Annotated in this window: 19 protein-coding genes and 2 pseudogenes; 16 read left to right on the top strand and 5 right to left on the bottom strand. The window is 72.5% G+C overall.

The window, feature by feature from the left end:
• Positions 1-180 precede the first annotated feature (180 nt).
• Both ACN26Z_RS05870 and ACN26Z_RS05865 read left to right on the top strand, forming a co-directional pair.
• Positions 181-2,316 carry a serine/threonine-protein kinase gene (locus tag ACN26Z_RS05870; RefSeq protein ID WP_421460162.1) on the top strand — a complete coding sequence of 712 codons (2,136 nt, stop codon included), beginning with the start codon at positions 181-183 and terminating at the stop codon, positions 2,314-2,316.
• A gap of 47 nt (positions 2,317-2,363) precedes the next feature.
• The gene (locus ACN26Z_RS05865) at positions 2,364-4,055 is read left to right on the top strand and encodes a phospho-sugar mutase (protein ID WP_421460160.1); all 1,692 of its coding nucleotides are present in this window, start codon (positions 2,364-2,366) and stop codon (positions 4,053-4,055) included.
• Between the two features lie 49 nt (positions 4,056-4,104).
• On the opposite strand, the gene ACN26Z_RS05860 is transcribed toward ACN26Z_RS05865, so the two are convergent.
• Both ACN26Z_RS05860 and upp read right to left on the bottom strand, forming a co-directional pair.
• Entirely contained in the window at positions 4,105-4,794 is a 690-nt protein-coding gene (locus tag ACN26Z_RS05860; RefSeq protein ID WP_093406206.1) for a GOLPH3/VPS74 family protein, read from the bottom strand.
• Positions 4,795-4,869: 75 nt separating this feature from the next.
• Positions 4,870-5,502, bottom strand: coding sequence for a uracil phosphoribosyltransferase (gene upp, locus ACN26Z_RS05855; protein WP_093406203.1), 633 nt, complete (start codon positions 5,500-5,502; stop codon positions 4,870-4,872).
• A gap of 133 nt (positions 5,503-5,635) precedes the next feature.
• On the opposite strand from upp, the gene deoC reads away from it, so the two are divergent.
• The 10 genes from deoC (at position 5,636) to ACN26Z_RS05805 (ending at position 17,478) form a co-directional block, all read left to right on the top strand.
• Positions 5,636-6,595 carry a deoxyribose-phosphate aldolase gene (gene deoC, locus ACN26Z_RS05850; RefSeq protein ID WP_421460158.1) on the top strand — a complete coding sequence of 320 codons (960 nt, stop codon included), beginning with the start codon at positions 5,636-5,638 and terminating at the stop codon, positions 6,593-6,595.
• A 5-nt stretch (positions 6,596-6,600) separates the two neighbouring features.
• Positions 6,601-8,058: an aldehyde dehydrogenase family protein gene (locus ACN26Z_RS05845; RefSeq protein WP_421460157.1), complete on the top strand. Its 1,458-nt coding sequence runs from the start codon at positions 6,601-6,603 to the stop codon at positions 8,056-8,058.
• A complete protein-coding gene (locus ACN26Z_RS05840) occupies positions 8,051-8,875 on the top strand; it encodes an aldehyde dehydrogenase family protein (protein WP_093406195.1) in 825 nt (274 codons plus the stop codon). The genes ACN26Z_RS05845 and ACN26Z_RS05840 overlap by 8 nt, the downstream gene beginning before the upstream one ends.
• 644 nt (positions 8,876-9,519) lie before the next feature.
• Positions 9,520-10,005, top strand: coding sequence for a BlaI/MecI/CopY family transcriptional regulator (locus ACN26Z_RS05835; protein ID WP_421460156.1), 486 nt, complete (start codon positions 9,520-9,522; stop codon positions 10,003-10,005).
• 9 nt (positions 10,006-10,014) lie between these two features.
• A complete protein-coding gene (locus tag ACN26Z_RS05830) occupies positions 10,015-10,920 on the top strand; it encodes a M56 family metallopeptidase (RefSeq protein ID WP_421460155.1) in 906 nt (301 codons plus the stop codon).
• A 113-nt stretch (positions 10,921-11,033) separates the two neighbouring features.
• Complete coding sequence (locus ACN26Z_RS05825; RefSeq protein ID WP_421460153.1) at positions 11,034-12,287, top strand: cytochrome ubiquinol oxidase subunit I; 1,254 nt, start codon at positions 11,034-11,036, stop codon at positions 12,285-12,287.
• A gap of 10 nt (positions 12,288-12,297) precedes the next feature.
• A complete protein-coding gene (gene cydB, locus ACN26Z_RS05820; protein WP_421460152.1) occupies positions 12,298-13,305 on the top strand; it encodes a cytochrome d ubiquinol oxidase subunit II in 1,008 nt (335 codons plus the stop codon).
• Positions 13,302-14,975 carry a thiol reductant ABC exporter subunit CydD gene (gene cydD / locus ACN26Z_RS05815; RefSeq protein WP_421460151.1) on the top strand — a complete coding sequence of 558 codons (1,674 nt, stop codon included), beginning with the start codon at positions 13,302-13,304 and terminating at the stop codon, positions 14,973-14,975. The genes cydB and cydD overlap by 4 nt, the downstream gene beginning before the upstream one ends.
• Complete coding sequence (cydC, locus tag ACN26Z_RS05810; protein WP_421460150.1) at positions 14,972-16,741, top strand: thiol reductant ABC exporter subunit CydC; 1,770 nt, start codon at positions 14,972-14,974, stop codon at positions 16,739-16,741. Before cydD ends, cydC begins: the two co-directional genes overlap by 4 nt.
• Positions 16,742-16,806: 65 nt before the next feature.
• Positions 16,807-17,478 carry a permease prefix domain 1-containing protein gene (locus ACN26Z_RS05805; RefSeq protein WP_421460149.1) on the top strand — a complete coding sequence of 224 codons (672 nt, stop codon included), beginning with the start codon at positions 16,807-16,809 and terminating at the stop codon, positions 17,476-17,478.
• Between the two features lie 3 nt (positions 17,479-17,481).
• On the opposite strand, the gene ACN26Z_RS05800 is transcribed toward ACN26Z_RS05805, so the two are convergent.
• Positions 17,482-17,823 carry a PadR family transcriptional regulator gene (locus ACN26Z_RS05800; protein ID WP_282240067.1) on the bottom strand — a complete coding sequence of 114 codons (342 nt, stop codon included), beginning with the start codon at positions 17,821-17,823 and terminating at the stop codon, positions 17,482-17,484.
• Between the two features lie 79 nt (positions 17,824-17,902).
• Here ACN26Z_RS05800 and ACN26Z_RS05795 point away from each other — a divergent pair, with 79 nt between their 5' ends.
• The 4 genes and pseudogenes from ACN26Z_RS05795 to ACN26Z_RS05780 all read left to right on the top strand — a co-directional run bounded on the left by ACN26Z_RS05795 (position 17,903) and on the right by ACN26Z_RS05780 (position 22,669).
• Positions 17,903-18,916 (top strand): DNA primase, encoded by a 1,014-nt coding sequence (locus tag ACN26Z_RS05795; protein WP_093406176.1) that lies wholly within the window; start codon positions 17,903-17,905, stop codon positions 18,914-18,916.
• A 40-nt stretch (positions 18,917-18,956) separates the two neighbouring features.
• A pseudogene (locus ACN26Z_RS05790) lies at positions 18,957-19,911 on the top strand (transposase); the annotation flags it as partial.
• Positions 19,912-19,991: 80 nt separating this feature from the next.
• A pseudogene (locus ACN26Z_RS05785) lies at positions 19,992-21,302 on the top strand (transposase); the annotation flags it as partial.
• Between the two features lie 176 nt (positions 21,303-21,478).
• On the top strand, positions 21,479-22,669 hold the full coding sequence (locus ACN26Z_RS05780) for an ABC transporter substrate-binding protein (RefSeq protein ID WP_421460147.1): 1,191 nt from the start codon (positions 21,479-21,481) through the stop codon (positions 22,667-22,669).
• Positions 22,670-22,765: 96 nt separating this feature from the next.
• Here ACN26Z_RS05780 and ACN26Z_RS05775 read toward each other — a convergent pair whose 3' ends face one another.
• Both ACN26Z_RS05775 and ACN26Z_RS05770 read right to left on the bottom strand, forming a co-directional pair.
• Positions 22,766-23,359 (bottom strand): GTP-binding protein, encoded by a 594-nt coding sequence (locus ACN26Z_RS05775; protein WP_091260490.1) that lies wholly within the window; start codon positions 23,357-23,359, stop codon positions 22,766-22,768.
• Position 23,360: 1 nt separating this feature from the next.
• Positions 23,361-23,738, bottom strand: a complete 378-nt coding sequence (locus ACN26Z_RS05770) for a DUF742 domain-containing protein (RefSeq protein WP_091634396.1) — start codon at positions 23,736-23,738, stop codon at positions 23,361-23,363.
• Positions 23,739-23,794 lie beyond the last annotated feature (56 nt).

Here is a 23,794-nt window from a genome sequence, read left to right as displayed (position 1 = left end):
TGAGGGATACCGCACACCGCGTCGCCCGGCCGCGACAAGGCACGACAAGAGGTGAGTGGCTGCACACGTACCGTCGAGTACTGGAAACGTCCGCCGCGCCGGCTTTCGCATCGGGCGTCTGAACCAGCAAGATAGGGGGGTTGTGTCCCAGCCCTCTCGACTTCCCCCGGTGGCTTTTCTGTGACTCAGATCCCGACGTGGAGCGGCGGACCAGTCAGCACTCCCACCAACGGACGCGCGACACCCGGCACCGTCATCGGTGACCGGTACTCGCTGCGCTCGGCGGTGGGCAACGGTGGCATGGGTACGGTCTGGCGGGCCACGGACACCCTGCTGCGCCGTGACGTGGCGGTCAAGGAGGTCGTCCTCCCGCCCGGCCTGGCGCCGAGCGACCGCGACGCGATGTACGAACGCACCCTGCGCGAGGCCCGCGCCGCCGCCGCCATCGCCCATCCGGCGGTGGTCCAGGTGTACGACGTGGTCACCGAGGCCGGCCGCCCCTGGATCGTGATGGAGCTGCTGGACGCCCGCAGCCTCGCCGACATGGTGATCGAGGACGGGCCGATCGCTCAGCGCGTGGTTGCCAAGATCGGCATTGCGCTGCTCGGCGCGCTCGAGGTGGCGCACGCGATCGGCGTGCTGCACCGCGACGTCAAGCCCGCCAACGTGTTGATCTGCTCCGACGGCCGCTGCGTGCTTACCGACTTCGGTGTCGCCCGGATGCCCACCGACGTGCAGCTCACCACCCCGGGGATGGTGCTGGGCTCACCGCACTTCATCTCGCCAGAGCGGGCCATGGGGCAGGAGTTCGGCCCGCCCAGCGACCTGTTCTCCCTCGGGGTGACGCTCTACACGGCCGTGGAGGGCCGCCCGCCCTTCGACCGGGGCGACCCGATCGAGACCATGCACGCCGTGGTCGAGGATCCGCCCGCCCCGCCACAACGCAGTGGTCCGCTGACCCGGGTGCTGATGGGTCTGCTGGAGAAGGATCCGGCCCGCCGGCTGGACGTGCACACCGCCCGCGCCATGCTGCGCGAGCTGCTGGCCGGCCCGCTGAGCAGCAGCGCCGCCGGGGTCAACTCGATGACCGACCAGTACTCAGTGATGCCGGTGCCGCTGCCCGCACCGATCAGCGCGCCGGCCGCGCCGGCAAAGCCGGTCCCGTCCGGGCAGATCGGCGGCCGGGCGATGCTTGGCCCCGGCGAGTCGCTGACCGACCGGCTGGCCGCGCTGCGCCGGGGCGAGCGCCCCGGCCAGGCTGCCGCGGCCGGCGCCGCCGCGATGGAGGACACCAGCGCCGACGCCCTGGCCCGTCCCGGGCAGCGGGGTGCCGCGATGTCCCCGCCCGCCGGCCGCACCTACGGTGGCGCCGAGGCGACCCAGCGGGTCGGTGGGGACACCACCCAGCGGGTCGGGCCGGAGATCTTCGGTTACGGCGGGCAGCCCGACGCGACCCAGCGGATCGGCGGCTACGGCGCCGGGCCGGACGCCACCCAGCAGCTCGGCGGCTACGGCGCCCAGCCCGAGGCGACCCAGCGGGTCGGCGGCTACGGCGGTGCCCAGCCCGACGCGACGCAGCAGGTCGGCGCCTACGGTGCCGCGCAGTGGCCGGCCGCGCCGAACCAGCCGTACGGCACGCCGGCCCCGGCTCCGGGTGGCGGCAGCAGCCCGGTCGACCGGGCGAAGGCCGCCGGCACCCGGGTGGTCGATACCGTGAAGGGCTGGCCACGCAAGATGCAGCTGGCGGCGGCCGGTGGCCTCGCGGTGCTGCTGCTGATCGGCATCGTGGCCTTCTCCAGCGGCGGCGATGAGACGCCCACCACCCCGGTCGCCGAGCCGTCCGCCTCGGCGGACGAAGGCCCCGGCATCGAGATGCAGGAGCACTCGGCACGCGGGGTGCAAGTGCTGGTGCCCAAGGGCTGGAAGCGGGCCGCGCCGGCCGGTGGGGTCTACATCGACTACACCGACCCGGAGGACAGCGGCCGTCGGGTACGCATCCTCAACGAGAAGTGGAGCGGCACCTCGGCCCGTTGGGCAGAGGTGGCCGAGAACGGGCTGAAGACCCGTTCGGCCTCCTGTGCCAAGCCATACACTCAGGTCGCCATGGCCGAGAAGGAGCTGGCCGGTAAGCCGTCGGCCGAGTTCGAGTACACCTGCGGCGAGGGCGACGAGATGCGGCACGGCATCTGGCACGGGGTGGCCCACGACGGCCGGCTCTACTCGTTCTACCTCACCTCGACCGACGCCCGCTTCGAGGAGAGCAAGCCGATCTACGCGGAGATGCTCAAGTCGTTCCAGCTCACGTCGGCTGGCTGAGCCAGGGCACACGCCCGTGGAGATCCGCGCCGTGCTATCAAGAGGCCATGGCGGCGGAGACCAGCGACATCGACACCATCCGCGAGCGGGCCGAACGCTGGCTCGCCGACGATCCCGACCCGGCCGGTCGGGCGGAGCTGCGGGCGGTGCTCGACCAGTTGCCGGGTAGCGCACCGGAGCTGGCCGACCGGTTCGCCGGGCCGCTGACCTTCGGCACGGCCGGCCTGCGCGGGCCGCTGCGCGCCGGCCCCAACGGGATGAACCTCGCGGTGGTCACCCAGGCCGCCGCCGGGCTGGTCGCCTGGCTCGCCGCCCAGGGCGGCACCGGCCCGCTGGTGATCGGGTACGACGCCCGGCGCGGCTCCCGCGAGTTCGCCGAGCGCACCGCCCAGGTGGCCACCGGGGCTGGCCGCCCGGCGCTGCTGCTCCCCCGCCCCCTGCCCACCCCGGTGCTCGCGTACGCGGTGCGTCACCTGTCGGCGGTGGCCGGGGTGATGGTGACCGCCAGCCACAACCCGCCGCAGGACAACGGCTACAAGGTGTACCTCGGTGCCGAGTTGGGTGGAGAACTGGGCGCCGGGGCGCAGATCGTGCCGCCGGCCGACGCCGGCATCGAGGCCGCCATCCGCGCGGTCGGCCCGCTGGCTCAGGTGCCGCTCGGCCCCGCCGGGCAAGTGCTCGGCGACGACCTGGTCGCCGCGTACGTGGCGCGGGCGGTCGGTGTCGTCTCCCCGGGCGGTCCCCGGGAGCTGACCGTGGCGTACACCCCGCTGCACGGTGTCGGTGCGGCGGTGCTCACCGCCGCGTTCGCCGCCGCCGGTTTTCCGACGCCCGGCGTGGTGCCCGACCAGGCCGAGCCGGACCCTGACTTCCCCACCGTCAGTTTCCCGAACCCGGAGGAGCCGGGCGCGGTGGACCGACTGGTCGCGCTCGCCGAGCGCACCGACGCCGACCTGGCCATCGCCAACGACCCCGACGCCGACCGCTGCGCCGTCGCGGTCCGCGACGCTGCCGGCGGGTCCGACGGTTCGGGTTGGCGGATGCTGCGCGGGGACGAGGTGGGTGTGCTGCTCGCCGATCACCTGATGCGACGCGGGGTCACCGGCCTGTACGCCACCACCATCGTCTCGTCGTCGCTGCTGCGGACGATGTGCGCCGCGCGCGGGCTGCCGTACGGGGAGACGCTCACCGGATTCAAGTGGATCGTCCGGGCCGGTGACGGCAGCGAACCACTGGTGTTCGGTTACGAGGAGGCGCTCGGCTACTGCGTCGCCCCGGAGCACGTACGCGACAAGGACGGCATCACCGCCGCGCTGACCGTGGCCGAGCTGGCCGCCGGCCTCAAGGCGCAGGGGCGCACGCTCGCCGACCGGCTCGACGAGTTGGCCGCCGAGTTCGGCGTGCACCAGACCGACCAGCTCTCGGTACGCGTCGACGACCTGCGCCTGATCGCCGACGCGATGGCCCGGATCCGCGCCGCCACCCCGACCACCCTGCTCGGTCAGCCGGTCACCGAGACGCAGGACCTGCTTCCCGACGCCGACGTGATGATCCTGCGTACCGCAGCGGCCCGGGTGGTGATCCGACCCTCCGGCACCGAACCGAAGCTCAAGGCGTACCTGGAAGTGGTGGAACCGGTCGCCGACGGCGACGTAGCCGCGGCCCGCACCCGCGCGGCGTCCGCCGTCACCACCCTCCGCACCGAAATCGCCCACGCCCTCGGCATCCCACCCGGTTGATCATGAGGTTAGCGACGAAGTTGATCCAGGAGTGCCGCCAACCTCATGATCAACGCGATTCGGGCGGGCGGCGGGGGCCGAGGGCGTGCTCGACGGCGCGGCCGAGGGCAGCCACCACCAGGGCCACCGACGGGCGGATCACGCTGTCCTCCAGGTTGACCTCGCCGGAGAAGCCGGCGCCGCTGGCGATCTCCTCCAGCCGGCGTCGGGCGGCGTCGGCGTCCTCGCCGGTGACCCCGAGTGCGGATTCCATCCGCAGCACGGCGACCAGGGTCGCGAGCGCGGCGGTCCGCTCGTCCGGAGCAGCGCCGGTGAGCACCACGGCGAGCCGCTGCCGGGTCTCCTCCTCCACCGACGGGTCCACCACCGGGTAGCGGTGGACGTGGATGAAGCCCAACTCGGTCTCGTCGACGTCCCGGACGACGCCCTGCTCGCAGAGGTCGCCGAGGATCCGGTCGCGCAGGCCGTGCCGGAGCCGCTGCACCCAGGAGGAGGGGCTGTGCGGCGTGTCGGCCACGATCTTGGCCAGCACCGCGTCGGTGACCGGTTCGCCGGTCGGCGTCGGGTCCACCGCGGTCAAGGCGCCGTCGGTGTACGCGATCCGCCCGGCCAGGGCCAGTTCGATGAGAACGGCGGCGGCCATGCCCAGGTCGAGGCTGATCCGCGGCAGGGTCGCCTTACCCGTTTCGTCGTCGTAGGCGAGCAGGAGCAGTTCCTCGGCGAGTGGCACACCAGTCATGGCCCGAGACGCTAGCCGCTGAACGCCATCATCCGCAGCACAAACCGCCGCCGGGGTCAGCGGCCGTCGCCATGCTCAGAAGCGGGGCATGCCGCCGAACTGCCGGTCACCGGCGTCGCCGAGGCCCGGCACGATGAACATGCTGTCGTTGAGGCCGTCGTCGATGGCGGCGGTGACCAGGCGCAGCGGCAGTCCGGAGCGCTCCAACCGCTGAATGCCGGCCGGCGCGGCGAGCACACAGAGCACGGTGATGTCGGTGCAGCCCCGCTCGGCCAGCAGTCGACAGCAGTGCTCCAGGGAGCCGCCGGTGGCCAGCATCGGGTCGAGGACCAGCACGGGCAGGCCGGCGAGGTCCCGGGGCAGCGACTCCATGTAGGCGCGCGGCTCGAAGGTCTCCTCGTCGCGGGCCAGGCCGACGAAACCCATCGAGGACTCGGGCAGCAGCCCCAGCGCGGCGTCCGCCATGCCGAGACCCGCCCGCAGCACCGGCACCAGCAGCGGCGGGTTGGCCAGCCGGGTGCCCTGGGTGGCGGTCACCGGCGTCTGCACCGGGTACGTCTCCACCGGGAAGGAGCGGGCGGCCTCGTACACCAGCATTGTGGTGAGTTCGTGGAGCGCCGCCCGGAATGTCGATGAATCGGTGCGCTCGTCCCGCATGGCGGTCAGCCGGGACTGGGCGAGCGGGTGGTCAATGACGAGTACGTCCACGATCGCTCAACCTACCCGCCCGGAATGTCGGCGCGCGGGTCCCGGCCGCGACCAGCGACCTCGCTCACCCGTGCGCGCTCGTCGACCGCGGTGACCAAGATCACTCGGTGTCAACCTGCGTAGACTTCGAGACATGACGGCGACAGCGACGTCGGCCCGCTCGGACCTCTCCGAGCTGGGACGATCCGAGACCGCTCTGCGGACCTTCCTGCACGGCCTACCGGGCGTGGACCAGGTCGGCGCGGAGCAGCGGGCAGCCCAACTCGGCACCCGATCCATCAAGACCACCGCCAAGGCCGAGGCGATCGACCTCGCCATCCGGATGGTCGACCTGACCACGCTGGAGGGCGCGGACACCCCGGGCAAGGTACGGGCGCTCGCCGCGAAGGCGCTGCGGCCCGATCCGGCCGACCCGTCCTGCCCGCACGTCGGCGCGGTCTGCGTCTACCCCTCGATGGTCCCGTACGTGGCCGAGGTGCTGCGCGGATCCGGGGTGCACCTGGCCAGCGTGGCCACGTCCTTCCCGTCGGGTCAGGCGCCGCTGGAGATCAAGCTCGCCGACACCCGCGCCGCCGTCGAGGCGGGCGCCGACGAGATCGACATGGTGATCAACCGGGGCGCCTTCCTGGCCGGCCGCTACGCCGAGGTGTACGACGAGATCGTCGCCACCAAGCAGGCCAGCGGGGACGCCCACCTCAAGGTGATCCTGGAGACCGGCGAGCTGGCCACCTACGACAACGTGCGCCGCGCCTCCTGGCTGGCGATGCTCGCGGGCGGCGACTTCATCAAGACCTCCACCGGCAAGGTTCCGGTCGCCGCCACCCTGCCGGTGACCCTGGTGATGCTGGAGGCGGTACGCGACTTCCGGGCCGCCACCGGGCGGCAGGTAGGCGTGAAGCCGGCCGGCGGCATCAAGACCACCAAGGACGCGATCAAGTACCTGGTCATGGTCAATGAGACCGTCGGCCCGGACTGGCTGCACCCGGACTGGTTCCGCTTCGGCGCGTCCAGCCTCCTCAACGACCTGCTGATGCAGCGCACCAAGCTGACGACCGGCGTGTACGCCGGCCCCGACTACTTCACCCTGGACTGACCGCGATGTTCGAATACGCACCCGCCCCCGAGTCACGCTCGGTGGTAGACCTCAAGCCCTCGTACGGGCTCTTCATCGACGGTAAGTTCGTCGACCCGGCCGACGGCGGCAGCTTCAAGTCGATCAACCCGGCCTCCGAGGAGGTGCTGGCCGAGATCGCCGAGGGCGGCGCACAGGACGTGGACCGGGCGGTCCGGGCGGCCCGCAAGGCGTACGACAAGGTCTGGGGTCCGATGCCGGGCCGGGACCGGGCCAAGTACCTGTTCCGGATCGCCCGCATCATCCAGGAACGCTCGCGTGAGCTGGCCGTGCTGGAGTCACTTGACAACGGCAAGCCGATCAAGGAGTCCCGCGACGTCGACCTCCCGCTGGTCGCCGCCCACTTCTTCTACTACGCCGGCTGGGCCGACAAGCTGGAGTACGCCGGGTTCGGCCGGAGGCCGACGAGCGAGCACAGCGGCACCAACCCGCAGCCGCTCGGCGTGGCGGCGCAGGTCATCCCGTGGAACTTCCCGCTCCTGATGCTGGCCTGGAAGATCGCCCCCGCGCTGGCCGCCGGCAACACGGTGGTGCTCAAGCCGGCCGAGACCACCCCGCTCACCGCACTGCTCTTCGCCGAGATCTGCCAGCAGGCCGACCTGCCGGCCGGCGTGGTCAACATCGTCACCGGTGCCGGCGAGACCGGCCGGGCACTGGTCGAGCACGCCGACGTGGACAAGGTGGCTTTCACCGGCTCCACCGACGTCGGCCGGGCCATCGCCCGCGCGGTCGCCGGCAGCCGCAAGAAGCTCACCCTGGAACTCGGCGGCAAGGCCGCCAACATCGTCTTCGACGACGCCCCGGTCGACCAGGCGGTCGAGGGCATCGTCAACGGCATCTTCTTCAACCAGGGGCACGTCTGCTGCGCCGGCTCCCGGCTGCTGGTTCAGGAATCCGTCGCCGAGCAGGTGCTGGAGTCACTCAAGCGGCGGATGGCCCAACTGCGCCTCGGTGACCCGCTGGACAAGAACACCGACATCGGTGCCATCAACTCCGCCGCCCAGCTCTCCCGCATCCGGGAGCTGACCGAAGCCGGCGCCGCCGAGGGCGCGCAGCAGTGGTCGCCACCCTGCGAGCTGCCCGAGCGGGGCTTCTGGTTCGCGCCGACCATCTTCACCGGCGTCACCCAGGCACACCGGATCGCCCGCGAGGAGATCTTCGGCCCGGTGCTGTCCGTACTCACCTTCCGCACCCCGGCCGAGGCCGTGGAGAAGGCAAACAACACTCCGTACGGGTTGTCGGCCGGGATCTGGACCGAGAAGGGCTCCCGGATCCTGTGGACGGCCGACCGGCTGCGCGCCGGAGTGGTGTGGGCAAACACGTTCAACAAGTTCGACCCGACCTCGCCGTTCGGCGGCTACAAGGAGTCGGGCTACGGTCGCGAGGGCGGCCGGCACGGGCTGGAGGCGTACCTCAATGTCTGAGCGGGTCGCGGTACGCAAGACGTACAAGCTCTTCATCGGCGGGAAGTTCCCGCGTAGCGAGTCGGGACGGTCGTATCTCGTGCAGGACTCCAACGTGTCGCTGGCCTCCCGCAAGGACGCGCGGGACGCCGTGGTGGCCGCCCGCGCCGCCGGAAAGGGGTGGGCCGGGGCGACCGCGTACAACCGGGGTCAGATCCTCTACCGGGTCGCCGAGATGCTGGAGGGCCGACGCGAGCAGTTCGTCGCGCTCGGCGTACCCGCCGACGAGGTGGACGCGGCGACCGACCGCTGGGTCTGGTACGCCGGCTGGTCCGACAAGCTCCCGCAGGTGTACGGGGGCGCGAACCCGGTCGCCGGGCCGTACTTCAACCTGTCGGCGCCCGAGCCGACGGGTGTGGTGGCGGTGGTCGCCCCCGAGACACCGGCCCTGCTCGGGCTGGTCAGCGTGATCGCCCCGGCGATCGTCACCGGCAACACGGTGGTGGTGGCCGCCTCACCGACGGCGCCACTGGCCGCGGTGACCCTTGCCGAGGTGCTGGCCACCTCCGACCTGCCGGGCGGCGTGGTCAACATCCTCACCGGCCGGCTGTCGGAGACCGTACCCACGCTGGCCGCGCACATGGACGTCAACGCCATCGACCTGACCGGGGTGACCGACCCGGAGCTGGCCGCCGACCTGGAGGTCAAGGCCGCGGAGAACCTCAAGCGGGTGCTGCGGCCGGTAGCGGCAGGTCACGACTGGTCGGCGGATCCCGGGCTCGGCCGGATGACGGCCCTGCTGGAAACGAAGACCGTCTGGCACCCCAAGGGGGTCTGACTCTCCCTGCTTCCGGGATTTCCAGTCCTCGCTCGAGTGGGTTTCCGGGGAGCCTTGGCTTGAGTGGGTTCCGGGGAGCCTTCGCTTGAGTGGGGTTTCCTTCCGGGGGGCCTCCGCTCCTGGGGTTTCCGGGGAGCCCCACCCGCTCCGGGCGGTCAGGCTTGATCCCTGCGCGGGCGGGGCTCCCCGGAAACCCGGACCTGGGCGCGGCAGTCCGTGGGTCACGGCTTACGGGGGGCTGCCCAGCGTCGGTTGCCCGGCCTGCCATCTCTCCTGCCTGCCGTCTCTCCTGCTCGATCGTCTCCCCGCTCGGTCGTCCTCGTCCTCCCGCTCGGTGGTCTCGCCGCTCGGTCGTCTCACCGGCCTGCCGTCTCCCCTCTCGCCCCTTCCCCTTCCGGCCTCTGTTGCCTGGCGCCGCCCCGGGTGCTCGCTCAAGATCCGGACAACTTCGCGGAAACTGCTGGGTCGAGTGGTGACGAAGCAGCAGTTTCCGCGAAGTTGCTGGGATGGCCGGAGGTGGACGTGGGTGGGGTGGGGGTGGGTGCGGCGGAGGTGGGTGCGGGGGTGGGTGGGGTGGGCGCGGGTGCGGGTGGGTGGAACGTCCGGGGTGGGGGTGGGTCTACTACGGGGGGTAGGATTGCGGGGTGACTCGGCTGGGGGATCTTGAGCGTGCGGTGATGGACGTGCTGTGGGACACGGTTCCCGCCACGTCCGATGGGGTCACCGTGCGCGAGGTGGCCGAGGCGCTGGACGGACGCGAGTTGGCGTACACCACGGTGATGACCGTGCTGGACCGGCTGGCCGGCAAGGGCATGGTGCAGCGCGAGCGGGAAGGGCGGGCGTGGCGTTACCGCGCCGCGGCCAGCCGTGAGGCGTACATCGCCCAGCTCATGCTCGATGCGCTCGATCTGGGCGGCAGCCGGGACGCGGCGCTGGTCCGATTCGCCCGCTCGGTGACCGGCACCGAGGCCGACGTGCTGCGCGCCGCGCTCTCGGCGCAGGCCGGGTTGGCATCCGACACACCTGGGCAGGCGGCGGACAGCCCGGACCGTGGGCTGACCGACCGGGTCGAGTCGCCAGCAGACCGGGCGTCGCGCGCCGGCCTGGCCGACGAGGCCGCGGAGCGGTAGGGCGAGGCCGTGGCGCACACCCTGCACTTCGCCGCCTCGATGGTGGCGTGCTGGCTGCTCGCCCAGGTGCTGGCCCGCTCCACCTGGACGTGGCGCAGCCCTCGGGTGGCGATCCTGTGCTGGCAGGCGATCGGTCTGGGGGTCGGTCTTTCCGCGATGGGGCTGCCGATCGCGCTGGGTTTCGCCCCGTACCAGCGGGGCACCGGCAGTGCACTGCTGGCGCTCGCTGACGATCTTTGGCGCGGTACCCTGCCGGCCGGTCTCGGTGCCGTGCACCTGGGGCTGGTCGGCGTCGGTCTCGGCATCGGGGCGGTGCTGCTGACCACCACGGTACGCAGCGTCCACGGCGCGGTACGCGCTCAGCGTCGGCACCGGGATCTGCTCACCCTGGTCGCCCGACGGGATCCGACCGTGCCGGGCGCGCTGGTGCTCGACCATCCGGGTGCGGCGGCGTACTGCCTTCCGGGGGTGAAGCCCCGGGTGGTGGTCAGCGCCGGCACCCTCAGCCTGCTCGACCGGGCCGAGTTGGCGGCGGTGCTGACCCACGAGCGGGCGCACGCGCAGGAGCGGCACGATCTGGTGCTGCTGCCGTTCACCGCGCTCTGTCGGGCGCTGCCCTGGTTCCGCTGGGTCCGGCAGGCACACGAGCGGGTTTCGCTGCTGGTCGAGATGCGCGCCGACGACAAGGCCCGTGAGCTGCACGCCGAGGCCCCGCTGGCCGGTGCGCTGCGCCGGTTCGCGGCCGCCGGGAATCGGATCACGCCGGCCGGCGCGCTCGGCATGGGCGACCGGGATCTGGACGTACGGGTGCAGCGGCTGCTGGTCACCGCACGCCCGCCTCGGCTGCTCGGTGCCATTGCGCTGTCCGTGACCACGACCGTGGCTGCTTTGCCCGTCTCGCTCTTCCTCAGCTGACGGACCCTGAACTAACCCTGATGATGTCGGCCCGACTCGCACTGCGGACCTATATGTAGCGTCGCTACGTGTAGTCTCCCTATCCGCAACGAACCCGCCCCGGGAGAGCCGACATGGACACCCTGCTCCTCGCCCGCCTACAGTTCGCCACGACCGCCTCGATCCACTTCCTCTTCGTGGCTGTCACGCTCGGGCTGGTCACCCTGCTGGTCGGGATGCAGACCGCCTGGGTGCTGACCGGCAACCATCGCTGGGAGCGACTGACCCGATTCTGGGGCCAGCTATACGTGATCAACTACGTGCTCGGCATCGCCACCGGCATCGTGATGGAGTTCCAGTTCGGGCTGAACTGGAGCGGGCTGTCGCGCTACGCCGGCAACGTCTTCGGCGCGCCGCTGGCGATCGAGACCCTGGTCGCCTTCTTCCTGGAGTCGACCTTCCTCGGCATGTGGATCTTCGGCTGGCACCGGCTACGTCGCGGCGCGCACCTCGCACTGCTCTACGGGGTCGCAATCACCGCGTACGCCTCGGCTTTCTGGATCATGGTGGCCAACTCCTGGTTGCAGAACCCGGTCGGCTACGAGGTACGCGACGGAGTCGCCCACCTGACCGACTTCGCGGCACTGCTGACCAACCCGACCCTGTGGATGGCGCTCGGGCACGTGGTGTCGGCGGCGCTGCTCACCGGCGGCCTGCTGATGGCGGCGGTCAGCGCCTGGCACCTCAATCGGCGCACCACCGACCATGCGCTGTTCCGCACCTCGCTGCGGATCGGGCTGGTCACCGCCGCGCTGTCGATCACCCTCGTGCAGGGGTTCGGCTTCACCCAGTTCGGGCCGGTGGGCGGCGTACAACCCACCAAGTTCGGGAGCAACCCCGAAGCCGACGCGCTGATCGCCGACTGGACCACCAGATTCGGCCCCGGCGACTACCTGCCTCCCGCGCTGGCCAACGTCGGGCTCGGCTTCATGATCCTCATCGGATTCGCCCTCGGCCTGCTCTGGCTGCTCGTCCCGCTGCTCTGGCGGGACTGGATCATCCGCCTCCGGTTCCCGCTCTGGCTGATCATGCTCACCCTGCCCCTGCCGTTCGTGGCGCTGATCCTCGGCTGGATCGCCCGCGAGGTCGGCCGTCATCCCTGGGTGGCGTACGGGCTGCTGCCGGTCGACCAGGCGGTCTCGCCGATCAGTCCGTGGTTGATGGCGACCTCGCTGATCGGCTTCACCCTGCTGCTCGGCACGCTCGCCGTCACCAACTGGACGCTGCTCGCCCGGCACGCCGCCCGGGGTGCCGGCGACCCCGCTCTCGGCCGCCCACCGGCCCAACCGCCGGCCGACGACCCCCGCCCCGAACCCGCGTTCGCCTGAGGAGCCGGAGATGGAACTCGCCTGGTACGCCCTGCTCGGCCTCTTCTTCGCCGGCTATCTGGTGCTCGGCGGCTACGACTACGGCGTCGGTCTGCTGCTCGCCCGCGGAGCCGACGCGCCACGCCGACGCGCCGCCCTCAACGCGCTCGGGCCGTTCTTCCTCGGCAACGAGGTGTGGCTGGTGGCCGCCGTCGGCATCCTGTTCGGCGCGTTCCCCGTACTGGAGGGCGAACTGCTCGCCGGCAGCTACCCGGCGGTGGCCGCCGCGCTCGCCGGGGTGATCCTGGTGACCGCCGGGGTGCAGCTGCGCAGCCGGCCGGGCGGCGGACGGGCTCGGACCGCCTGGGAGCGGGTGATCGTGGTCGGCAGCCTGCTCGCCGCGCTCGGTTGGGGCGTGGTGCTCGCCGGACTGCTCCAGGGGGTACCGCTGCGGGCCGACGGACATGTGGCCGGGGTGACGCACCTGTTCACCCCGTTCGCCGCCGCCACCGGGCTGGCCGTGCTGGCACTGGTCGTGGCGCACGGTGCGACCTTCCTCACCCTCCGGCTACCCACCGTAGAAAGCGACCGGCTCCGTCCGCTGGCGCGCCGGCTGCTCCTCACCGCGACCGTCGCGGTCGGCGCAGCCGCCGTCGTCGCGCTTTTCTCCGACCGGGTACGCACCGCCGCGCAGCGCCCCGCGGTCGGCGTACTACTGGCGATGTTGCTGGTGGCGGCCCTGCTCGCGGCGCGGGTGGCGCTCGGGCGGCGACGGCCCGGCGTGGCCTTCGCCGCCACCGCGACGGCGCTCGCGCTGCCGGTGCTGCTGGTCGGGGTGACGCTCTGGCCGTACGTGCTGGTGTCGACCGTGGAACCGGGCGCGTCACTGACGGTGACCGACGCCGCCGCCAGTGGTCCAACCCTGCGGCTGCTGGGCTGGCTGGCGGTGCCGCTGCTGCCGGCCCTACTAGGCTTCCAGGCGATGTGCTTGTGGATTTTTCGAGGACGAACCGACGGCAGGGCACCGGTGTACTGGTGAACCGCCGCCCCTTCGACCCGCGGCTGCTGCGCCGGGTTCCTGCTGCCCGACGCGACCTCGCCCTGCTCGCGCTGCTCGGCGTACTCGCCGCCGGGCTGGTCGTGGCGCAGGCGACCGCCCTGGCCGTGCTGCTGGCCACGGCCTTCACCGGGCAACTGGACCGCGCCGCGCTGGTCGGGCTGCTGGCCACGGTCGCGGCCCGCTCGCTGGTGGTCTGGGCGCAGGGCGCGGTGTCCGCGCAGGTGGCCGCCACGGTCAAGGCGGCGCTGCGAGCCGACCTGCTGGGTGCCGTCGCCCAACATGGACCCGGCTGGGTGGCCGGACAGCGCGCCGGCCAACTGGCCACGCTCGCCGGTCGGGGTCTGGACGCACTCGACGCCTACTTCACCGGCTACCTGCCACAACTCGTGCTGAGCGTGACAGTGCCGGTCGCGGTGCTGGGCCGAGTCCTCTTCGCCGACTGGAGTTCGGCGGTGATCATCGCGCTGACGCTGCCGCTCATTCCGATCTTCGGGGCGCTGCTCGGCTGGCAGGCGCAGGCCGCCACCGAGCGCCAGTGGCGACGGCTTTCCCTGCTCGGCGGGCACTTCCTGGACATGGTGGCCGGGCTACCCACACTGCGCGCGTTCGGTCGGGCCCGAGCGCAGACCGACGCGGTACGACGGATGGCCGACGGGCACCGGGTCGCCACCATGAAGACGCTGCGGATCGCCTTCCTCTCCGCGCTGGTGCTCGAACTCGTCGCCACCCTGTCGGTGGCGCTGGTCGCCGTACCGGTCGGCATCCGGCTGCTCGGCGGCGGGCTGGCCCTCCAGACCGCGCTGCTGGTGCTGCTGCTGACCCCGGAGGCGTACCTGCCGCTGCGGGCGGCCGGTAGCCGCTTCCACGCCAGCATGGAAGGGCTCACCGCGCTGGACGAGGCACTCACGCTCTCCGGCTCGGCGCCGCCGGCACGGGCGGGTCGAGCGAGCACGCAACCGGACGGGCCCGCCGAGATCCGCTTCGAATCGGTGACGGTGGCGTACGAGCGCACCACTGCGCTGCGCGACGTGACGCTGACCATCCGACCCGGCGAGCGCATCGCGATCATCGGGCCGAGCGGCGCCGGCAAGAGCACCCTGCTCAACCTGCTGCTCGGCTTCGTGCGCCCGACCGACGGCCGGGTCACCGTCGGCGGGATCGACCTGACCGAGATCGACCTCGACGGCTGGCGGCGACAGGTGGCGTGGGTGCCGCAAAGGGCCCACCTGTTCGCGGCGTCGCTGGCCGACAACATCCGGCTCGGCACCACCGATGCCACGCCCGCCGCCCTCTCCGCCGCGGTCCATGCCGCCGCGCTGGACGAGGTGGTCGCCACCCTGCCCGACGGGCTGGACACCCTGCTCGGCGAGCGGGGGTACGGCCTCTCCAGCGGCCAGCGGCAACGGGTGGCGCTGGCCCGGGCCTTCCTGCGGGACGCGCCGGTGGTGCTGCTCGACGAGCCCACCGCGCGCCTCGACGCCGCCGCCGAGGCGGTGGTGCTGTCGGCCACCCGCAGTCTGGTCGCCGGCCGTACCGCCCTTCTGGTGGCCCACCGGCCAGCGCTGCTCACCGACGTCGACCGCATCCTGCGGGTCGAGGACGGGCGGGTCACCGAACTGACTCCGGTACCGGCCGGTGAGCGCCCATGAGCGAGCGGATCGTTTGGCGCCGCGCGATGAACGAGCGGATCGTGCTGCGGCTGGCCCGGCCGTACCTGAGACGCCTGATCGGTGCCGGGCTGCTCGCCGCGGCCACCGAGTTCGCCGGGCTGGCCCTGATGGCGACCGCGACCTGGCTGCTGATGACCGCCGCCGGTCAGCCGCCGCTGGATCGGCTCACCGTGGCGATCGTGGCGGTACGGGCGCTGGCGGTGAGCCGGGGCGTGCTGCGTTACACCGAACGCCTGGCCGGGCACGACGCGGTGCTGCGTCTGATCACCGACGTGCGGGCCCGGGTCTTCGCCACCCTGGCGACGCGGCGCGGCGACCCGCCCCGCAGTGGGGACGCGCTGAGCCGACTGGTTTCCGACGTGGACGCGGTACAGGACCTGCTGCTGCGGGTGCTCGTGCCGGCTGCGGCGGCCGGGCTGGTGAGCGTACTGGCCGTCGGGCTGACCGCACTGGTTTCATTGCCGGCCGCGCTCGCGCTCGCCGTCGGGCTGCTGGTGGCCGCCGTTGCCCTGCCGGCGTTGGCGACCGCGCTGACCCGACGGGCCGGCGCGGAGGTGGCGCCCCTGCGCGGAGCGCTCGCCACCGACGCGGTCGATCTCACCCACGGCGCCGCCGACCTGGCCGCCTTCGGGGCGACCTCGGACGCGCTGGCGGCCGCCGGGCGGCGGGCCCGCCGACTGGCGCGGCTGGAGCGGCGACTCGCGGCGCTCGGCTTCGCCGTCGACGCGGCCGGGGTGCTGGTGGCCGGTCTGACCGCCGGGGCGGTGGTGTACGTGGCCCTCGGCGCCGATGTGGACGGGGTGCTGGTCGGCGTCCTGGCCGTCGGCACCCTGGCCGCCGTGGAGATCGCCCTCGCGCTGGTCGGCGCGGCCCGTCAATGGACCGGACTGCGGTCCGGCCTGGCCCGGGTCGCCCAGCTCCTGGCACCCGGCGACGCCAGCTCCGAGACCCCCCGGGACTCCGTCAGCGCTCCTGCGGTCGCCCCGGCACCGTCGGTCCGGTTCGAAGCGGTGACGGTTCGATACCGGGTCGGTGCTGCCTCCGCACTCGACGGCGTCGACCTGGAGCTGCCACCCGGACGTCGGGTCGCGGTCGTCGGTCCGAGTGGCGCGGGCAAGAGCACCCTGGCCGCCGTGCTGACCGGCGCGGTTTCCCCCACCGCCGGCCGGGTCACCCTGAACGGGCGGGACGTGTCTGCGTACCCGTCCCAGGAGCTGCCCTACCTGGTCGGGGGGTTGCTCGCCGAGGCGTACGTCTTCCACGCCACCGTCCGGGACAACATGCTGCTCGGTAGTCCGAATGCGGACGAGGACGCGCTGCTCACCGCCGCCACCGCCGCCGGGCTGGCGGACTGGGTCCGGGCCCAGCCGGACGGCTGGGACACGGTCGTCGGCGAGGAGGGCGGGCAGCTCTCCGGTGGTCAACGGCAGCGTCTCGCGCTGGCCCGCGCCCTGCTCGCCGCGCCGGGCGTCCTGGTGCTCGACGAACCCACGGAGGGCCTCGACCCGACCGCCGCCGACCAGGTGCTGGCCAGCGCGTTGGCCGCCACCGTCGGGCACTCGGTGCTGCTGATCACCCACCGGCTCAGCGGCCTCGCCGAACTCGACGAGATCGTGGTGCTGGACGCCGGCCGGGTCGTGCAGCGGGGCCGACACGCGGCGCTCGTGGCGACGCCCGGCTGGTATCGGGAGCAGTGGGTGTTGCAGCAGGCCGCCGAGCACGGCTACCTCGCGCTGTCGGGCTGATCCGTCGGGGCCGCCTCCGGGATGTCCCCGAGGCCGGGACGCCAGCGACATGGCAGGGTTGGGCCATGCCGGTCGGGGATGACGTGTTGGTCGAGGAGCACCTGCGGCAGCTCGCCGGTCGGCTCCGTGGGCCACGCCGGCTGCGGGCCGATCTGATCACCGAGGCGCGGCACGGGCTGCTCGACGCCGCCGAGGCGTACCGGGACAGCGGCCTGCCGGCCGGTGAGGCGTCGCGCCAGGCGGTCGCCGATTTCGGTACGCCGGATCAGCTCGCCCCGGCCTACCAGGCCGAACTCGCGGTGGCCGCGCTGCGCGGGTTGTCTCTGCGAGTGGTCGCCATCGCCGCGATCGGCTCGATCGCCGGTGACCTGACCTGGCACGGATCAAGCTGGAGCAGCGGACCGCGACCACCCTCCGGTTACCTGCTGTTGTCGCAGTCGGTGGAGTGGATCTGGGCGGGTGCCTTCCTGCTCGGTCTGGCCGGGCTCGTGCTGGTCGCGGCCACCGCCCGCTCGGCGCGTCCCGCCTTGACCGCGCTGGCGCGCAGCGCCGGTGTCGCGCTGACCGGGACCGCTCTGCTGGGCGCGGTGGCCGGAGCCGGGCTGTTCTCCTGGTCGATAGTGCTGTGGGATGCGGCCCTCACCTGGCCACCGATGATCATCGGAATCACCGTCGGCGGCGCCGCCCACCTGTGGCTGGGCAGCGCCGCCCGCACCTGGCTGCTGGCCGCACGCTGACGGTCAGCCCGCCGGGGTGGGTGTGGTGCCCGGGCCCAGAAAGCGGCCGACCGTCGAACTGAACTCACGCCACCCCGACCGCTGGTCGGCAAGCGCCCGCCGGCCGGTGTCGGTCAGCTCGTAGGTCCGCCGTTCCCGCCCGTTGACGGTGCTCCACGCGCTGACCACGTGTCCGGCCCGCTCCAGCCGTCGCAGCGCCGGGTAGACGGTGCCGGTAGGCAGGTCGAGTCGACCGTCACTGCGCGCCCGCAGGGCCTCGATGATCGCGTAGCCGTGCAGGGCCCCCCGCTCCAGCACGGCCAGGAGCAGGGCGTCGAGGTGTCCGTGCAGCGCCTGGGCGTTCATGCGTAGACACGCTACTTGTTATCCGCCTGGCGAGCCATCGGGGTGCGGCCAGCGGTTACCGAGCGCAGCCAACTAGGGTATGTGCCCAGAGTCACTCACCGGCATCAGCGCCGGGGGTGGTAGCCCGACGCACACGGAGGTCACCGTGGCACGCCAGTCGCCCCAACGGCCGGACGCCGACGAGCCCGAGCTCGATGACACGACCGGCACCAGCGAGCCGGACGTCGCCGAGCCGGCCGACGCCGCGCCCGACGTCGCCGCGGCGGAGACCGCGAACCGCGCGCTCTGGGACGAGCTGCGGATCGATCCGGTGGAGATCGCCCTGCCGGCCGGCACCGGCTTCACCCTGCGCGCGTACCGGTCGGCCCGTGAGCTGACCCCGACCGACGTTGCCGAGCGCGATGCCGACGACCCTTTCCTTGCCCGTCGGCAGGTCAGCCCGACCGAGAGCGACGACGAGGAGGAGGGTGACGTCGTCATCCTCGACGAGGACGTCGCCCGCGAGTTCGCCGAGAGCGAGGACGAGGAGAAGCAGGCGCAGCGCGGCGACGCCGCCGAAGACGGGAAGGAAGACGCCGACGAGGTCACCGCCGACGAGGCCGGTGACGAGGAAGTCCCGGTCTTCCTGACCCACAAGGGTCGGCTGCTGCTGTTCAAGACGCCCGAGTCGCTTGTCAGTTTCGTCCGTTCCGGCGCACCCAACGATCTGTCTCAGCTGGACAGTTGGGATGAACTGTCCGAACGGGTGGAACCGGCCGACATCGCGCCGCTGGACGATGACGTCTACGAACTCGACCTCGTCGTGGAGAACCTCCGCGGCGGGCACGACACCTGGGACCCGACGCTGCTCATCGAGGCCGGCGAGGTAGCCCGCGACCTGGCGTACGCCCTGCGACTGCCGGCGGTGCTGGACATGCTCTCCACCGGCTCCAGTCTCGACGACCTGGACGAGGCGCTACGGGCATCGGTCGGCGGCGGCATCGGCGGCTTCATGGGACGGCGTAGGCTGAAGAAAATCGGGGCACAAACCGCAAGTCTGGGTTGGCGGACCATTGTCGGAAAGATCTCTGCGGTCGTGGACTGGCGCGACTGACCCACACCAGGGAGCATCAGTCTCTGGCAGAGAAAGCCCTGTGTCCCGGGAGGAGGACGACGCCGTGGCGCTCGTGCGCGTGTACTGCGGTCTGACCTCGGCGGACCCGGCCGACCGACCGGTCTCGACCGGATCGGCGCTGACGTCCGCTGTGGTCGACGACGCAGGCCGTCTGCTGCATGTCTGCGAGATCGGCGACGACCCGACGGGCTACGCCCGGCTGGTCACGCTGCTCGTGGAACGCTCGGGCGGGCCGAGCGGAGCGGCGATAGCCGCCGACAGCGACGACCACACCATCACCTCTCTGCTCAGCGCCGCCGGTCGCCCGCTGGCGATCGCCGACGACGACTCGGTCGACGACTTCGCCGAACGGTTCGCCGACGACGACTCGCTTGAGGAGATGCAATCGCCGCCGGCCGTCCGGCGCGCCGTCGGTCTCGCCCGGGCGTTGCAGGCCGGCGCACTGTCGGCGGTGACCCTGCCGGCTCCCCGTGAACTCGCCGGGTACAAGCAGGTCCTCGCCGCACACGCCGCGCTGGCCAGCGGTCGGCACTCCGCCGCGGTCGCGCTGCGCGAGGTGCTCCGCGAGCTCTACCCGGCGGCGTTGCGCGCCTACCCCGACCCGGCCGAGTCGATCCCGCTTGCCGTACTGGACGCGCTGCCCGAGCCGGGCATGCTTACCGACGCGGCCGGCCGGGGCCGCGACGCCGCGGTCACCGCGGACGCCGTCACCGCTCAACTCACCGCCGACGGGGCAGGCGACGCGGAGGCGATCGACGAGGCGGTCACCGCGCTACGCGTCGCCATTTCCGAGACCCCACGGCGGGCCACCGTCAACCGGGCCCTCACCTCAGCCGCCGCGGAGACCATCCGACAGGCGGTCGCCTCGGTCCGCGCCTGCGACGCCGGCTGCGAGGCGCTCGTCGGTGCGCTGCGCGCCCGTACCGCCGGACCAACGGCGGCGTCCGGCCGGCGAGCCGCCGCGCGACGCGGCGAACAGGTCGGCGAACTGTCGGCGAGCACTCCCGGCAGCCAGACCGGCCTGCGGTCGGTGCGCCCTGGCGGCCCCGAGCCGGCCGGTGGCCGTCGCAGTCGGCCGGAGCCGGTGCCGGGCAATGCCCAGCCGGCCGCTCCGCGTCCACTCGGCCCCCCGCCGGTGGCACCCGCGCCGATGACTCCCCCACCGGTCGCGCCCGCGCCGGTGACGCCGGCCGCTGTGGCCGGGCCGCCCGCCTCGCCGTCGCGGGCCGAGTCGCACCCGTCCCGGGTGGACGGCCCGACCAACCGGCCGATCTCCGCGCCGCCACCGCCGCCGCCCGGCATCACGCCGATCGCACCGACGCAGCGCGGCTCGATCCCGCCCGCCGAAGCGGGCGAGCCGTTCCGGCCGACCCTCACCACGGCGGCGATCAACAGCGCCCGCGCCGAGCGCCAGCGCACCGTCATCCCGCCCCGGCCGAAAACGAACGGCGAGCCACCGACACCGACCGGCGGATTCAGCGCCACCGACCTCAGTGTCCCGGTGCCCGCACCCCGCCCCGAGCAGGAGAAGACCGCTCCCCCGGGATCCCGCTCGAACTGGCCCCTGGTCAACAATCCGGAGAACCCGGCCGACACCTCGCCCCGCAATCCGGTCGTCGGTTCGTACGACGACCGTGGCCGGCGCGGTGCTCCCGAGCCTCCCACCGACCAGGGTGCAGACCGCCGGGTCACTCCGCCGTGGCTCGCCGACGACCTGCCGCCGGAACCGCCCGTGCTGCGGCTGGTCGAGCCGCCGCCGCTGGCCGACCGGGCGTTGCGCAACGGCACCCAGCCGTCACCGGAGACGCCGCCGCTACGGCTCGTCGACCGCAGCGGCACCGAACGCGGCAATCGGGGGGACGAGCGACTGGAGCTACCGGCCCGCCGTGCGGCGGAACCGCCGGTCGAGCACCGGCCGCCGCCGGTCTCCGACGAGGGCGACGGCGATCTGCTGATCTTCGCGCAGGCCCGTTCCGCCTGGTTCGTGGGGCACGGCGAAGAGGCCGACCTGGACTGGTCGACCACGGCCGACACCGGATGGCAGGCCGCCGAGCAGGCGGCCCGTCCCGCAGTGGGTGCCGAGACGAACGCGGGGCTGCCCAAGCGCGTACCGCAGGCCAACCTGGTGCCCGGTTCGCCGCTACGGGAGGAGCGCCCGCTGCGGATAGTGCGTGACGCCGCCAGCCTGGCCGAGAACACCACCGGATACTTCCGCGGCTGGCGTCGGGGGCAGGAGATCGGCGGGTTCGCGGTCGGCGGGCGCCCCGGGCGGGAATCGGCCGGCGGCTGGGACTTCAGCCGCGACACAGGTGACCGCGACGACGATCGGGAGTACGAGTACCGCTCCGCCGGCTACCGCTCCTGATCCGCGCCGCAGTGCTGCCGATTGACCTCTTCAAGGCCGTTCACCTGCGTGTTTCTGCCCACACCCGGATAATTTGACGCCGGGTCGGCAGGGCCGGGAGCATACCCGCGGAACATCCGGCGGCAGTTCGCCGGGCGGGAAGGCGACTCATGGCGACACCGGTAACCGGCCCATCCGTGGTCACTCGACGTGGCGTACTGGCTGCGGCGGCGAGCACCCTGCTGCTGAGCGCCTGCGGGCGCGACGGCGGACGGGAGGATGCCGTCGCCCGGCCCACCCCCGGTCATGAGTTGGTCATCGGCGCCACGCTGGAGCTGAGCGGCCCCGGTGCGGCGCTGGGCGTGCTCCAACAACGGGCGCTGGCAATCAGTGCGGCGGCTCTCAACGAGAAGGGCGTGGCGGTCGGCAACCTCCGCCGACGGGTACGCGTCGAGGTGCTGGACAACCGCAGCGATCCCCGACTGGCTGCCCGGCAGGCGACCGAGCTGGGCCGCCGGAACGACGTGCACGCCCTGCTCGGTGCCACCCTGGCGGAGACCTCCATGTCGGTCATCGGGGTGGCGCAGAAGCTCCGGCTGCCGTTCGTGTCGTTGGCGTTCGGCGACTCCATCGCCGTGCCGCTGGCCCAGCGGGCCTACGTCTACAAGGTCACCCCGGACGCGGGCGACGTGGCACGGCGGCTCGCCCAGCTGATCAGCTCCGAAGGGCTACGCCGGGTCGTGGTGCTGGCCGAGGACGGGCTGCACGGCGACTCGGGTGTCCGGGCCATGCGGGGCGCGTTGCGCACCGCAGAGGTCGGTCTGACCAGCACCGTGCGGCTGCCGGCCGGCAGGGCCGGCATGGCCCGCGCCGCCGAGCAGGCCGTCGCGGCCGGCGCGGACGGTGTGGTGGTCTGGGCCACCGCACCCCATTCCGGTGCCGCCGCACGGGCACTACGCGCGGCCGGACATGACGGCGAGTTGTTCTTCGACGCCGGGGCGGTGGCCGAGGAGACCCTTGACCGTCCCAATCTGGCCGCCGTCGAGGGTTCCTACGCGGTCCATCCGTCCTCGCTGGGCGGCTCCACCATCGCCAACAGCAGCGCCGCCGGGCGCGCCTACCGCGACCTCGTCTCGGCGTACATCCGCGCGCACGGCGCCTACCGTGGCTTCGCCCCGTACGCCTCCGACGCGCTGCTGCTCATCAGCACGGCGGCCCGGTTGGCCGACAGCGTGGACCGTGGTCGACTACGGGCGTACCTGCAGAACCAGGTCACCGATGGCCTGGCCGGGATGTACTCGTTCACGCCGATCCGGCACAGTGGCATGGACCGCCACTCCCTCGGGGTGTACCGCGTCGACGGCGGTGCCTGGAACCGGCTCAGCTGACGACGGTGGGTGCCCTGGGGCACCCACCCACGTCACCGGGGCAGCACCCAGCGCCCGGTGTCGGCGGTGGCCGTCACCGGACGCTGGTGCCGAACATCAGGCGGGCGCGACGGCCCGGGAGCGACGCATCGTGAGCACGTACTCGACCAGCGAGATCAGTACGTGCTTCGTCGACTCCCGGTTCCGGGCGTCGCAGGCCACCACCGGCACGTCGCTGGAGATGGCGAGCGCATCCCGGACGTCCTGCGGATCGTGGTACTGCATCCCGTCGAAGCAGTTGATGGCCACCAGGTACGGCAGCCGCCGGTGCTCGAAGAAATCGATCGCCGCGAAGCAGTCGGCCAGCCGGCGGGTGTCCACCAGCACGACCGCGCCGATCGCTCCCCGCACCAGCTCATCCCACATGAACCAGAAACGGGTCTGACCCGGCGTACCGAACAGGTACAGGATCAGGTCACGATCGATCGAGATGCGGCCGAAGTCCATGGCCACCGTGGTCGTCGTCTTGCCCGGCACCTGCCGGGTGTCGTCGACGCCGACTCCGGCGGAGGTCATGATGGCCTCGGTGGTCAGCGGCGTGATCTCCGAGACCGAGCCGACCAGCGTCGTCTTGCCGACGCCGAATCCACCGGCGATAACGATCTTCGCCGACGTCACGCGCCCGCTCGGGGCCGGCGGCCGGTGCGACATGTCAGAGCCTGCGAAGTCCACTCAGCACCCTCTCCAGCAATTCAGTGCCCACCGCGTCGTCCGAGTCGTCCAGGATGGTCGGCTCGTGGACCGCGACCAGGCCGTCCGTCGCCATGTCGGCGATGAGCACCCGGGCCACGCCGAGCGGAAGCTGCATCCGCGCCGCGATCTCCGCGAGCGACTGCACGCGTCCGTCACACAGCGCGGCGATGTACTGGTGCTCACGGCCTTGGCCACCATTGCCAGTGGCAGCGGCCCGACCGCGCACCGTCGTCTCGACAAGCGCCTCCAGGGCGATGTCGAGGCGGGGACGGGTACGACCGCGGGTCACGGCGTATGGACGGACCAGCGCGCCGGTCGGCTCGTCACGATCAGCCATGTTGCCGCTCACCTCCTTCGTACCCGGCACCGGTTGGACCGGTGCTACCCGTCGTA

Origin of the sequence: Verrucosispora sp. WMMD703 (assembly GCF_049178935.1) — a bacterium.
GTDB lineage: Bacteria > Actinomycetota > Actinomycetes > Mycobacteriales > Micromonosporaceae > Micromonospora > Micromonospora sediminimaris.
This window is presented reverse-complemented; position numbering and strand designations above follow the sequence as displayed.